Below are 12,947 nucleotides of genomic sequence, written 5' to 3' on the forward strand. Positions count from 1 at the left end.
TTCATGCCCTCCTATGCCTATTTGCCCAACGTGCTCACACTGGAGTCAAATGCCTTCATATCGTTTTCGAGCGAGAAGCCCATGTCGGCTGCCGTGACCTCCGTCGGAGAAAGCTCGACGCCCTCCTGCAGGTTCGTCAGACCTTCGACGACGACGAGATCATTCGCCGAAATACCGTCCTTGACGATGTAGAAGCTGCCCACCTTGTCGCCGAGCGTCACGGTGCGCGCTTTCGACTTGCCATCCTCCATGACCATCACGAAGGACTTGTCGAGAAGCTGCTGCACGGCGCGCTCGGGCACGAGAATGGCGTTCGGCACCGTCTGTCCCGAGATCTTCACGCGTGCAAACATGCCGGGCAGCAGAAGGCCGCCAGGATTGTCGAAGAGCGCCTTGATCTTCAAGGTTCCCGTATTGTCCTTCAAGGCGCGATCCGTCTCGACGATGCGCCCGTCGATCGGATATGCCGTGCCGTCCGCAAGCGTCAGCGACACACGCGCCGAAGGAGCGCCTTCGCCGCGCATGGCGGCGCCCATGAACTTCAAGTAATCCGTCTCGCTGATGCTGAACGTCGCGTAGACGGGATCGTTCGTGCCGACCGTCACGAGCGTCGTATTGCCCGCCGTGACGAACGTGCCGACGGCAACATCGTCGACGGCGAGCTGCCCCGTCATCGGCGCGTAGATCGTCGTGTCGGCAAGATCCTGCTGCGCGCGGCGAAGAAGCGCTGCATTCGCCTCAGCTGCCGACTCATAGGCGCTGACGTTCGCACGTTGCGTCGCCACTGTCTGCTCTGGAATCGCTGCCGCCTCGTAAAGAGCCTCATAGCGCGAGAGATCGACGCGCGCGTTGCTCAGCGTCGCCTCCGTCTGCGCGAGCGCCGCCTGCGCCTGCCAGACAGCGGACTCATACTGACGCGAGTCGATGCGATAGAGCGGCTGCCCCGCTGTGACGAAGTCGCCGCCCTTCACATACTTCTCGACGACGGCACCCGAAACCTTCGACTGCACCTTGACCTCGTCCTTGCCCGCAATCTGACCCGCATACTCGCTCGTGATCGGCGCATCCTGCTGCATGGCCTTCATGACCTTGACCTGCGCCGGTCCCTTCTGCATGCCCTGCTGTCCACCACAGCCGCTCAAGAACACGGCGAAAGAGAGAACGGCTGCCGCCAAAAGCATGGAAAAACCGCCCGTTTTCTTCTGTAGGAAAAACAAGATTCCTCTGCCCCCTTCTTCCCCTCGCCTGCTTTCCGAGACTGCGGGGCGCTTCAAATTTTTTTACCTTTCGGAAGGGCAAAACCGCCCTTATAACTTTCAATAGTATATGAAAGAAATGGAAAAGTCAAGAAAAAGAAAGGCAGGGCAAGCCGTGAAACGACTGCACCCTGCCCTGAGGAAGCGCGAAGAAATTCCGTGCCAATCGGACGGGCTTCATTCTATCCGCACCGCCCCGAAAATCCTTATTTCTCCTCGATTTTCCGCTCTTCCATCATCTTTTGAAGACGCCGCATGTCTTCCATCGTCGGCATGCCCTGGATGCCGACTTCCTTAGCGAACTCCTTGAGCACTTTCAAGGACGGCATACCGCCCTTCGCCATTTTCTGCATGCGCTGCATCATCTCGATGGACGGCACGCCGTTCATACCGACGCCGTGCATCTTTTCCTTCGCTTCGCCATGCTTCTTATCCTGCGCCGCGATGCGCTCAACGCTCATCTCGTTCTCGCCCGTCAGCAGGTACTGTATGCACTCGACCGTCGTCTGCGCGATATTGACCTCCCAGAACTTGCCCGCGACCGTCAGCTCGTACTGCACGCCGTTGAAGTCGACGAGTCCGCGCTCTGCCCAAAGCTCATAGAGCCAGCGCAGGTCTTCGAGACGCTCGTCCATCGCCGTGAGGCGTGAGACGTCCATCCAGCCCTTCTCCAACATGTTGACGGCGCAGTTGGAAAACGGCTGGATCTCCGACTGCCTGACGAGACCCATGATGGGCTTCTGATTGCTCGCCACGAGCATGGCGTAGGGCTGCAGCACGCGATGCAGCATGACGGCGTAGCCTTCGAGGAAGCCGCCTGCACTGCTGCCGAAGGGGAACATCGGCACGCCCTTCTTCGCAAGCGCGTTGTAGAGACTGCGCTCGCGGTTGCTGCTCGCCCAGTGGCACATGCTGAGCTGACGCCAGCCGCGCTTCTTCATGTAGTCGTGCGCAAAGGCGTACATCTTCGCCTGTTCCTTCGTCGTCGCAGCAGGAGCGAGCTTGCCTTCGGCGATGCGCTTGTTGAGGTCGCTTCCTTCAAAGACGTTGAGCTGATAGAAGTCCGCGCCGTCGATCCCCGAGGCGATGAGGTCATCAAGATCATGCTGCCAGACCTCCATCGACTGGCCGGGCAGACCATAGATGAGGTCGAGGACGACCGAGCACTGCTCATAAGACTTCAGAAGCTTGAGACGCTCCAGAACTTCCTCGCGCGTCTCGATTCTGCCCTGCGACTGGCGCACCTTCGTATCGAAAGACTGCACGCCGAGCGAGATGCGGTTGACGCCGTTCGCGAGCCACGCCTCGATCTTCTCTGGCACGAGGTCATGGATGCGGCCTTCGAGCGTCAGCTCGTAATCATTTGCCAAGGGCAGGACGCGGCAGAGCGTCGAGAGGACACGCGCGGCATTTTCCGCCGAAAGCGACGTCGGCGTGCCGCCGCCGATGAAGACGGCGTGTATGAGACCGCCCTTGAGGCGCGGCGCGTCCGCAGACGCCTCGATCTCCTCGATCAGAGCCTCGACGTAGTCATCCTCCGCCGACTGATGCGCGGCATTTTGGAAAAAGCCGCAGTAGAGGCACTTCGTCTTGCAGAACGGAATGTGGATGTATGCCGCCTGCACCTCGCCCTTCTTCGCTGGCGTATTCATGATACGCAGCCACGTCTCCTGCGCCTCAGCGGGCGGCACGACCTCACCACGCACGCCTGCATGAACGACGCGCTTTCTCGGAAAAGCTTCCGTCAGCGGGTCATTCGCCGCCCTGCCGAACTGCAGCTCGCGCTGTTCCTCACTGTCGGCAGCGAACATATCTTTCAATTTATAAGCCATTACGCTTCACCTCATGAAATCTTCGCCATCGTCTCCTCAGCGAACTTCTTCGCCGCCGCCAAATCGGCCTCGTCAGGATGCGTCGCCGCCTGGGCATGAAGCGCGTCGCGCTCGGGCGACTGCCCATGGGCATGCCCCTTCGGATACATCTTGTACATCATCTCGATAACTTTGGGATCGACGGCGCCCTGGCAGATGAACTTGCCGACAGGTGTCTTGCCCTCGGGCAGAAGCTCTGCCGCCTTGTCCAGGCTCTCAGCTGCATGAGGCGACTTCGGATTTGCACCGAGCGTCGCGAAGAGCGCTACATGCTTGTTCCTCAGTTTCGGCAAAAGCTCTGCCGTCGCCTGATCCGCCGTGCCGCGGTCAACCCAGAAGCCGACGAATACGCAGTCATAGTCGGCAAGATTGGCGGGCACGTCCTTGACGGGAACCGCCTCTGTTCCTGCAGGCAGACCACTCGCAATCGCCTCACCGACCTTCTTTGTGTTTCCTGTAAGGGACGAATAAATTACTATTGTACGCATGTAGACATCTCCTTTTCTGTTCCATTCTGTAAAATCTCTTTGATCTCCAGGGCATATGTTCAGCCATCATACGAAGCGGCATGACGCACTTTTTCGCCCATTTCCCATGACAACGCCATATATACTGCTTTCAGCACACGGAAAAATCCGCTCGCTTCTCATGTTCTAATTCAAATTAAATCGTACGGGAACTGTAATCGGAACATCGTGACCAGTGGGATTCGGATAACTCCCGACAGCTCGTACAGCTGCAACGGCTGCATCATCAAGCATATCATACCCCGATGAAGCGTTTAGAAAAACGCCGACAACACTTCCACCAGTCGTCACGGTGCATCCTACCGAAGCAGACCCTTCCAAATGTCGTTTTATTGCCATATACGGATATTCTTTGTTTGCATCCACTGCAGCCCAGAAGCCAGATTCATCAAAGGGCGCAGTCCCCGTCCCAGCGACATTAGCGTCACCGCTGCCCTGTCCGTTGCCCGAGCCATTGCCCGTACCATGTCCCGAGCCGGTTCCGTCACCGCTGCCTGAACCGCTGCCCGTACCATCGCCCGAGCCGCTGCCGGAGCCGCTGCCCGTACCGGAGCCGCTTCCATCACCACCGCCGGAGACAGCGCTCGAACCCGCCGAAGCAGCTGTGCTGGACGTATTTGCCGCTGGCGTCGCATCGGAAGCCGAAGTCGTCGCCGGCGGAGGCATCTGCACAGCTTCCGGCTTGGTCACGGCTTCCGCTTCGGCAGCAAACGTCTGCGCCTGCTGCACAGTTTCCACACGTTTCGTCATCTCTTCTTCCTTCAGAGGCTCTGGGAAGGCCGCAAGGGAGCCACCTCCTCCGCCACCCTCATGTCCACTGCCCTGGCTGAAATCCGATGTGGCAAGATCGACGACATAGGTTTGCTGCTCCTTTTCTGCAACGACTTGCGCCAACCCCAAGGCAAAGAACAGAGCAATCACGATGTGAAGCAAGATGGAAACACCATACGCTTTTATCCATGAAAGATTTTGCTCCATATTCCATCCCTTCCGTCATTTCTGTTCTGCAGCGATCGACAGGCGTTTTACTCCCGCTTGCTTCAGCATATCCATGACAACTACGACCTGCCCATGCGCCGTGCGCTTGTCTGCCTGTAAAACGACAGCCGCATTCGCATTTTCCTGCATATGCCGTTTCATAATATTCGAGGATTCCTGAATGCTCACGGGCTTATTGTCGATCGTGATGTGACCTTCCTCGTCGAGCGTCATAATGATCGGCATTTGTGCCGGCGCCGACGCGCTCTGCGCCTGAGGCAGCTGCACGGCAAGCGCCTTCTGCGCGACCGTCTGCAGGCTGTTCATCATGAAGAACACGAGCAGGAAGAAGATGATGTCAATCATCGGGATGATCATAAAGACCGGCTTTTTTCCCTTACGATGCTTGCTGAAGTTCATGCCTCATCCCAACTTTCTTTTTTCGCCCCGAGGACCGTCGAGCAAAGGCGCTCCGTGTCCGTGACGAGCGTATCGAGCTGATGATCGAAGTACGTATAGAAGCAGAAGGCGATGATCGCCACGCAAAGTCCGCTCGCCGTCGCAACAAGCGCCTCGCCGACGCCGCCCGTGATCGCTCCCGCACCACCGCCGTTATCCAGCACACTGAAGGTTTGAATCATACCTGTGACCGTGCCCAAAAGCCCCAAAAGAGGCGCGATCGTGACGATGGCGCTGAGATAGTCAAGGTAGCGATGGAAGCTGATCGACTCCATCGACATACGATCCTCAAACGCACTCTTCATCGCTGCTTCCGACTGATCATGCGCCATGCCCTGTCCGATGACGCGGCTCAAAGCCGATGGGAACTCCGAACAAAGCTGGCGCACGACATCCCAATCCTTCGCCGCAGCCGCATGATAGACGCCGTGGAAGAAGGTCTTCGATCCCTTGCGATTATTGCGGAAATAATAGAACCTCTCGATCGCAATCGCTAATGTGATCAGCGAGAGGATGAGCAACGGATACATGACGAAACCACCACTATTAAAAAGATGAATAAAATTTTCCATTTCTCAACCACTCCTTAAAAATCAAAAATATTCTTGGCCGCTGCATGAAGTCAAGCTTCGCTGTAAATCATGCAGCGCCCCTTGCCAACTTAAAACATCAGAAAATCATTCTCATCCCGAGACGATAGATGCGCCCGCCCAGACCGAGATAGGGATCATACGTGTTGAAAACATTCGTGATGCCCGCATAGACCGTCGCGTTCTTCGTGACGTCCTTTTCGACCATCAGATTCCAAACACCGTAGTTCTTTTCTCGGGCAAGCTTCTCGCGCGTGAAGTCGTGCTGAATCCCGCCCTTCACATGGGTATCTGCCTCAGTTTCCGTGGGGAAAAGATGATACACTTCGCCCGTATTGGGATCCTTAAATGTATAATGAGGCGTCTCCGTGATTGTATTGCCATTTGCATCCAGCAGCCGTCCCGTAATGATGCGGTCACGAATATCAAGGTAGTTTCGCGTATAGTCGCCCCAGAAAGTAGCACGCCAACCGTTCTTGCGGTCGTTGTAGTTCAGAGCGAGGTTGAACATGTGGCGGCCACGCCCTTCAAGGCGCTTTCCCGACTGACGATCATAAGCGTCGAGATAGGTATAGCCCGCCTTGATACTAAAATTGCTCGAAAACTCGTGTGTCACCTCCGCTTCAATGCCTTGCGTACGTGCCTTGGAGATATTCTTATAGGTATAAACATCGTCGGTAGCAGGAACCCTTTTCACAAAATCTACTTCAGCCTCATCATAGGTATCATTATCATTAAATATACGATCTTTGATATAATCCCAGTCAGGGGCATTTTCGATTTCATTTATTATATCAGAATAATTAAGCGTCCCATAGATATTGGGAAACAGGACATGTTTGTCAAAATAGGTGCGGCCATAGAGGTTCTTGCTCTGCTCCTCTCCTATATACATGATCTGCATATAGTCCTTATAATCATTGCGGAAGAGCGTGAGCTTCGCGCTCGTCTTCTTGCCGAAATCCTTTTCGACGGAAACATCCATATTGACCGCCTTTTCCGGCTTGAGTTCCGGATTGCCCTTAAAAAGCCAGCCATTGCGAATCGGCGGCGTCGCATTGAGCGACGGCTCGTACATCTCCCAGTCGTGGTAAAGCTCGGCGATGCCTCCTGTCGCGAAGCTCGTGCCGATGTTCGCCTTGACGCGCAGGTCAGGACGAACCTTGTACGTCGCACCGATGGACGGAGAGAGATTCACGCCGAAATGACTGTGATTCGTATAGCGCAGCGAGGGAACGACGAGAAGGTTCTTCCCTACCTGCCAACTGTCCATGACGTAAGCGCTGTAGTAGTTCAATGAAGTTTCATAAATATTGCCAGTATAGGATCGCTTGTTCGGATTGGAAGGATCCGATGGGTTCGGGAAAGTATATATGCGCTTCTCTTGGCGTGGTGTCTGCCCAGGCACTGTAATGCGCGTACCCTCACCGCTTTCATCATGATATTCCGCACCGACGGTCATATAATGCTTGTCATGCGGCATCAATCCGACCGACGCCTCCAAGACATTGTCCTTGCGATTGAAATTATCGAAATAGAAATGACGATAAGGTACTCCTTTGCCGAAAACATGATAATTTACGTCAGAGTCATGTTCGGTTTGATAGAAGCGCACGCGATAGTCTGCAAGGCTTGTCTGCTTCTTCCAGTCAATGCTGAAATTGTTGCGCCACGCATCTTCTGATGCTATCATGGCTATCCCTTTTCCACCCCTAAACGCTCCAAGGGTCGTATCCTTCTGCAGGTCCTCCGTCTGACGATCCGCGGCGAGTGTGAGTGACTCCCCCTTGCCAATCGTAAACTCCACGCGCCCGCTCATCGGCATGCGTTCGCCGTAGTACTGCATCGACGTTCCATCATTGTCGTAGAGGAACGGCGCCGTCTTGTTCCTGCCGAGGGAGAAGTCCATATAAATGCCCTTGCCGATTTCTCCCGTTGCAAAATTTACGCTGTGATTGTACTGGCTGCCGCCCTCACCGATCCACGAGCCTTCCGTCGTCAGGGTGCCGCCCATTTTATGCGGCATCTTCGTGACGATGTTGATGACGCCGCCGATGGCGTCGGCGCCATAGCGTGCCGTGCCCGAGCCGCGGATAACCTCGATGTGATCGATATTGTCGACACCGATGCGGTTTGCCTCGTCCGTCGCACCGTAATACTTGCTGAGGCCGCCTGCAAGCCGCCTGCCGTCGACGAGGATCAGCGTATGCCGCGCTTCCGCGCCGCGAATCGCGATCGTCTTGCGCCCCATGTTGTCCGTGCCCATCTGAATGTCCTGCTCGGCAGCCAGCGCGTCGGAGAGGGTGCGCGCCCCCTTGCGGTCGAGATCCTCTCGCGTGATAATGGTCTTCGTCTCTGGTTCCTCCTTGAGAAGTTCCTTCTCATAGTTCGCCTCGACATCAACTGTTTTCGTCGTCACATGTTCAGAAGAAGAACTATTATCCCCTTCCGCTGCACAAAGCGCTGAAGATCCCCAAAGCATCCATATCGCTGCACCAAGTGCCGCATACCTGCGCTTTCTCAGCCTGTTCCTCATTCTCATTCCATTGCCTCCATTCGCAAAAGTGAACGGCGTACATCCTTGAACGCCATTCATTATTATAAATATCATTAATGATATGCTGTAATTCTAACAATATAGAAAAAGATTGTCAATATCTTTATTTCACTTTTTTAGAATAATTTTCGTCGTATTTAAAAATTATAATAAATGATAAAATCCCTATTTCTCTTGCAGCATAGAGATATGAGATCAATTATATAAGAAGCGCTGAAAATATATTTATTTCAAATTCCAATTATAAAAATAAACCTATTTCATTTATGAATAAATTTCATTTATGTATACCTATTATCTTGTTTCAATGCAAACAAAAAAGCTGCACACAGGTCTTTCCAGACCCATGCACAGCCCCTTCCTTCAGATATTTATAGACTTTTCAAAGCTTCTTCATCTTGCGCAGCGCTTCTCGCGCAGCGCCTTGCTCGGCTTCCTTCTTGTTGCGACCCTTGCCCGTGCCGTAGACCGCATCGTTAATGCGCACGGCAAACTCAAAAGTCTTGTCGTGGTCGGGTCCCGTTTCCGTCAGAAGCTCGTAGGCGATCTTGCTGTCGACGTGCTTCTGCACGACTTCCTGCAAGGTCGTCTTGTAGTCTTTCATGTTCTCGCCGCTGTCGATGGTCAGAAGTTCATCGTGCAGCTGCTTGAGGACGTAGTCGTATGCTGTTTGCCAGCCGCAGTCGAGGTAAATCGCACCGATGACCGCCTCGAAGGCGTCGGCGAGCATCGACGGGCGATGTCCGCCGCCCATCGACGCCTCGCCGTGACCGAGCAGCAGATATTCGCCGAGCTTGAGCTCTGCCGCGCGCCTTGAGAGCGTCGCCTCGCGCACGATGGAGGCGCGCGCCTTCGTCAGCTCGCCTTCGGGACGGTTGGGAAAGCGCTCGAAGAGGTAGGTGCTCGTCGCCAGTTCCAGAACGGCATCGCCCAGAAACTCCAGGCGCTCGTTGTGCACGACGCCCTTGTTCTTCGCCTCGTTTGCGTAGGAGGTATGCGTGAGCGCTTCATGCAGCAGCACGATGTTCTGAAACTCAATGCCGAGATGGTCGGAAAGCTCTATGAGAGCTTCCCGGCGCGTTTTGGACAAAACCTCCGCCACCTTTTTCATGCCTGGAACTTCTTGAGTACGAGGCAGGCGTTATGACCGCCGAAGCCGAAGGAGTTGGAGATCGCCGCGCGCACGGTCTTCTGCTTCGCCTTGTTCGGCACATAGTCGAGGTCAAGCCCCTCGTCGGGAGTTTCGTAATTGATCGTCGGCGGCAGCATGTCGTTTTCAACAGCGAGCGCCGTCGCAATGCACTCGACGCCGCCGGCAGCACCGAGGAGATGACCCGTCATGGACTTGATGGAACTGACGGAAACGTCCTTCGCCGCTGCGCCGAACGTCGTTTTGATCGCCTCCGTCTCGCCCTGGTCGTTCATATGCGTCGACGTGCCGTGCGCATTGACGTAGTCGATGTCCGCAGGAGAGAGTCCCGCATCCTCTATGGCACGCGCCATGCACTTCGCCTGATATTCGCCGTGCGGCGCAGGGCTTGTGACGTGGTAGGCATCGGCGTTCGCGCCGTAGCCGACAAGTTCGGCGTAGATGTGCGCACCGCGCTTTTCGGCATGCTCCAGGCTTTCCAGGACGACGAGACCCGCGCCCTCGCCCATGACGAAGCCGCTGCGGTTCTTGTCGAAGGGGCGCGAGGCGCGCGCTGGATCGTCGTTGTGATCGGCGCAAAGAGCCTTCATCGCACAGAAGCCCGCGACGGCGGCCTCCGAGATGCTAGCCTCCGTACCGCCGGCGACGGCGACGTCCGCCTTGCCGATCTCGATGGCGCGGAACGCATGACCGATGCAGTCCGTACCCGTTGCGCAGGCCGTCACGATGCACGCTGAAGGACCGTGCAGGCCATAAGTGATGGCGACCTGTCCAGCTGCCATGTTCGCAATCATCATCGGAATGAAAAACGGGCTGATCTTCGACGGTCCCTTGTCGAAAAGTTTCTGGTACTGGCTGTGCATCGTCTCGATGCCGCCGATGCCGGCGCCAATGAACGTACCGATGCGCTCCCTGTCCTCTTTTTCGAGATCGAGCTTCGCATCCTCGATGGCGAGCTTCGCCGCTGCAACAGCGAACTGCGTATAGCGATCCATACGCTTCGCTTCCTTCTTGTCGATGTACGCGGCAGGATCGAAGTCCGTGACCTCGCCCGCAATCTGCGCGTGGCAGCCCGATGCATCGAAATGCGTGATCTTATCGATGCCGTTCTTTCCTGCAAGAAGCGCCTGCCAGAAGGCTTCCTTGCCGATGCCGATCGGCGTGATCGCACCCAGACCCGTTATGACTACACGATTGCTCAAGCTATGACACCTCACTCTGTCTTTCCATAAAAACTATTTCCTCTGTCTCATGAAACTTCCTAACCGATGGCCGCAACCTCGGCGGTCAACCGGTGGAAGATCTCCTTGACCGAAAGGATCTCCTTGATGCGGGAGATGTACTCGCCCGTGAATACGAGTCCTGTTTCCACATCGCCTTGTTCGGCACGAATGAGCGCACGAATGATGCAGAAATTGTGCGCACATTCCTTGAGACAGTTGTCGCACTTCTTGGGCGGCACATTGCCCTTGAGGATGCGCTCCGCGAAAGGATTGCGGACAGCTCGCCCCGGCAGCCCCACGGGGCTGTGGATGAGGACGACGTCCTCGGGCTGCGCCTTCAAGTAAAACTCCTTCAATGCGGGAGCCGCATTCGATTCCTCGCTCGCGGCGAAGCGCGACCCCATCTGCACGCCGTTGGCGCCCATCTTTATGAGATCAACAATGTCCTGACCCGTGAGAACGCCGCCCGCCGCTATGACGGGGATGTCTACGGCTTTGCGGACGTCGGGTATCAGTTCGCGCACGGAGGTGTCCGTACCGAGGTGACCGCCGGCTTCCTTGCCTTCGACGACGATCGCCGAGGCGCCAAGACGCTGTGAAATTTTCGCAAGTTTAACAGAGGAGACAATGGGCACGATCGGCGTTCCCGACTCCTTGCCCAGACCGAACACGTCGCGCGAAAAGCCTGCGCCCGCCACGACGAGGTCGATGCCCTCGCTGATTGCCGTCTTCACAACTCGGGCGAATTCCCGCGCCGCCACCATGATGTTAATGCCGATGACGCCCTTCGTCAAAGAGCGCGCCAGTCGGATCTCATAGCGCAGTTCTTCATCGCTCAAGCCCGAAGCGGCGATGAGGCCGATGCCCCCCTGACTGGCCACAGCGGCCGCCAGTTTTGCCGTCGATAGGCGAATCGCCATGCCACCTTGGATGATGGGAATCTTTGCTATCTTTTCGCCAATTTTCAGCTCCGGAAGCTTCAACTTCACTCCTCCAATCGAGGGAAGGTCTGATATCTGAGCTTCCCTAGAATATTTCTCTTTCTTGCGGAAGCTCCGATAAATTCAGCCACCCATCTTCGCACATCTGCACTATTCTCTCGTCGTCGACAAATCTTCGACGTAGCACCGCTACGCCTGCGGTTTGTCTCCTCGATAGATACAGCGCATCTGTGCAAATCTGGGCGACCTCATTTTATCATCGCTTCCTTGAGAAAATCCCGTGAAGAAACTTCACGGGATTTTCTTCAAGAAAGGCAAGACGAGCATAAGAATTTACTTGCCCTCGTCTTCTTTGTGCTGGTCAATGTAAGTTACGACATCCTGAACGGTCTTGATCTTTTCCGCTGCCTCGTCCGGAATCTCGATCCCGAACTCCTCCTCGAATGCCATGATGAGCTCAACGATGTCAAGGGAATCTGCTCCCAGATCGTCAATAAAAGTAGAATCGATGGAAACCTCATCCGCCTCAACGCCGAGCTGCTCCACAACGATATCTTTCACTTTATCAAAAGTCGCCACTACAATTCACCTCCCTCCGTTGCCTCTTCTCGGGATTCACTGCCTTTTTCAATGTTTCCCTCTATATTTATATCACATGACCATGCCGCCGTCTACATTGACGACCTGTCCCGTGATATAGGACGCTTGATCCGATGCGAGGAAAAGGACGGCACTCGCCACATCCTCCGGCTCTCCCATTCTGCCGAGCGGGATGTCCGTGAGCATCTTCTCCTTGACGGATTCCGGCAATCCCGCCGTCATATCCGTACCGATGAAGCCCGGCGCGACGACGTTGACCGTGATACCGCGCGACGCGAGTTCCTTCGCCGCCGACTTCGAGAAGCCGATGACACCAGCCTTTGCTGCCGCATAGTTCGTCTGTCCAGCGTTGCCCACGAGGCCGACGACGGACGCCATGTTGACGATGCGGCCCGAACGCTTCTTCATCATGAGCTTTGAGATCGCCTTCGTGCAGTAGAACACACCCTTGAGATTCGTATCCAGAACCTTCGCGAAGTCCTCATCCTTCATGCGCATGAGCAAGGTGTCGCGCGTGATACCAGCATTGTTCACAAGGATGTCGATCGTGCCGAATTCCTTGACCACATTGGCGACCATCGCCTCGACAGCCGCGCTGTCTGCAATATCCGCCTGGCAAAGGATCGCCGTGCCGCCCGCCGCCTCGATTGCAGCCTTGACTTCCTCGGCGGCCTTGACATTACCCGCATAGTTGATGGCAACGCGTGCGCCCTCAGCCGCGAGGCAGAGGGCGATAGCGCGTCCGATGCCGCGCGACGCGCCCGTCACGAGCGCCGTCTTGCCGTCTAAAAGCAT

At 55.7% G+C, this 12,947-nt stretch carries 12 protein-coding genes; all 12 read right to left on the minus strand.

Going from position 1 to position 12,947, the window contains the following annotated elements:
• Positions 1 to 17 precede the first annotated feature (17 nt).
• Positions 18 to 1,181 (minus strand): efflux RND transporter periplasmic adaptor subunit, encoded by a 1,164-nt coding sequence (locus HMPREF1153_RS00410; RefSeq protein WP_156810521.1) that lies wholly within the window; start codon positions 1,179 to 1,181, stop codon positions 18 to 20.
• Between the two features lie 281 nt (positions 1,182 to 1,462).
• Positions 1,463 to 3,088 (minus strand): heme anaerobic degradation radical SAM methyltransferase ChuW/HutW, encoded by a 1,626-nt coding sequence (hutW, locus tag HMPREF1153_RS00415; RefSeq protein WP_009645002.1) that lies wholly within the window; start codon positions 3,086 to 3,088, stop codon positions 1,463 to 1,465.
• An 11-nt stretch (positions 3,089 to 3,099) separates the two neighbouring features.
• Positions 3,100 to 3,615, minus strand: coding sequence for a flavodoxin family protein (locus tag HMPREF1153_RS00420; protein WP_009644957.1), 516 nt, complete (start codon positions 3,613 to 3,615; stop codon positions 3,100 to 3,102).
• 165 nt (positions 3,616 to 3,780) lie between these two features.
• Positions 3,781 to 4,632 (minus strand): TonB family protein, encoded by an 852-nt coding sequence (locus tag HMPREF1153_RS00425; RefSeq protein WP_009645001.1) that lies wholly within the window; start codon positions 4,630 to 4,632, stop codon positions 3,781 to 3,783.
• A 15-nt stretch (positions 4,633 to 4,647) separates the two neighbouring features.
• Positions 4,648 to 5,052, minus strand: a complete 405-nt coding sequence (locus HMPREF1153_RS00430; protein ID WP_009644927.1) for an ExbD/TolR family protein — start codon at positions 5,050 to 5,052, stop codon at positions 4,648 to 4,650.
• Positions 5,049 to 5,663 (minus strand): MotA/TolQ/ExbB proton channel family protein, encoded by a 615-nt coding sequence (locus HMPREF1153_RS00435; protein ID WP_009644946.1) that lies wholly within the window; start codon positions 5,661 to 5,663, stop codon positions 5,049 to 5,051. Before HMPREF1153_RS00435 ends, HMPREF1153_RS00430 begins: the two co-directional genes overlap by 4 nt.
• A gap of 97 nt (positions 5,664 to 5,760) precedes the next feature.
• Complete coding sequence (locus HMPREF1153_RS00440; protein WP_037369291.1) at positions 5,761 to 8,223, minus strand: TonB-dependent receptor plug domain-containing protein; 2,463 nt, start codon at positions 8,221 to 8,223, stop codon at positions 5,761 to 5,763.
• Between the two features lie 397 nt (positions 8,224 to 8,620).
• The gene (gene rnc, locus HMPREF1153_RS00445; protein WP_009644974.1) at positions 8,621 to 9,349 is read right to left on the minus strand and encodes a ribonuclease III; all 729 of its coding nucleotides are present in this window, start codon (positions 9,347 to 9,349) and stop codon (positions 8,621 to 8,623) included.
• On the minus strand, positions 9,346 to 10,590 hold the full coding sequence (fabF, locus tag HMPREF1153_RS00450) for a beta-ketoacyl-ACP synthase II (protein ID WP_009645024.1): 1,245 nt from the start codon (positions 10,588 to 10,590) through the stop codon (positions 9,346 to 9,348). Before fabF ends, rnc begins: the two co-directional genes overlap by 4 nt.
• 59 nt (positions 10,591 to 10,649) lie before the next feature.
• Positions 10,650 to 11,594, minus strand: a complete 945-nt coding sequence (locus tag HMPREF1153_RS00455; protein WP_009644958.1) for an NAD(P)H-dependent flavin oxidoreductase — start codon at positions 11,592 to 11,594, stop codon at positions 10,650 to 10,652.
• 291 nt (positions 11,595 to 11,885) lie between these two features.
• Positions 11,886 to 12,131, minus strand: coding sequence for an acyl carrier protein (locus HMPREF1153_RS00460; protein WP_006191257.1), 246 nt, complete (start codon positions 12,129 to 12,131; stop codon positions 11,886 to 11,888).
• Positions 12,132 to 12,203: 72 nt separating this feature from the next.
• Positions 12,204 to 12,947, minus strand: a complete 744-nt coding sequence (gene fabG, locus HMPREF1153_RS00465; RefSeq protein WP_009644971.1) for a 3-oxoacyl-[acyl-carrier-protein] reductase — start codon at positions 12,945 to 12,947, stop codon at positions 12,204 to 12,206.

The organism is Selenomonas sp. CM52 (assembly GCF_000292955.1).
In the GTDB taxonomy this organism is placed as follows: domain Bacteria; phylum Bacillota; class Negativicutes; order Selenomonadales; family Selenomonadaceae; genus Selenomonas.

What these genes read in the sequence shown, in the direction of transcription:
- rnc (WP_009644974.1), bottom strand. Translation starts at nt 9,349, where the DNA reads ATGAAAAAGGTGGCGGAGGTTTTGTCCAAAACGCGCCGGGAAGCTCTC.
- HMPREF1153_RS00425 (WP_009645001.1), bottom strand. Translation starts at nt 4,632, where the DNA reads ATGGAGCAAAATCTTTCATGGATAAAAGCGTATGGTGTTTCCATCTTG.
- hutW (WP_009645002.1), bottom strand. Translation starts at nt 3,088, where the DNA reads ATGGCTTATAAATTGAAAGATATGTTCGCTGCCGACAGTGAGGAACAG.
- HMPREF1153_RS00435 (WP_009644946.1), bottom strand. Translation starts at nt 5,663, where the DNA reads ATGGAAAATTTTATTCATCTTTTTAATAGTGGTGGTTTCGTCATGTAT.
- HMPREF1153_RS00420 (WP_009644957.1), bottom strand. Translation starts at nt 3,615, where the DNA reads ATGCGTACAATAGTAATTTATTCGTCCCTTACAGGAAACACAAAGAAG.
- HMPREF1153_RS00410 (WP_156810521.1), bottom strand. Translation starts at nt 1,181, where the DNA reads ATGCTTTTGGCGGCAGCCGTTCTCTCTTTCGCCGTGTTCTTGAGCGGC.
- HMPREF1153_RS00440 (WP_037369291.1), bottom strand. Translation starts at nt 8,223, where the DNA reads ATGAGAATGAGGAACAGGCTGAGAAAGCGCAGGTATGCGGCACTTGGT.
- HMPREF1153_RS00430 (WP_009644927.1), bottom strand. Translation starts at nt 5,052, where the DNA reads ATGAACTTCAGCAAGCATCGTAAGGGAAAAAAGCCGGTCTTTATGATC.
- fabG (WP_009644971.1), bottom strand. Translation starts at nt 12,947, where the DNA reads ATGCTTTTAGACGGCAAGACGGCGCTCGTGACGGGCGCGTCGCGCGGC.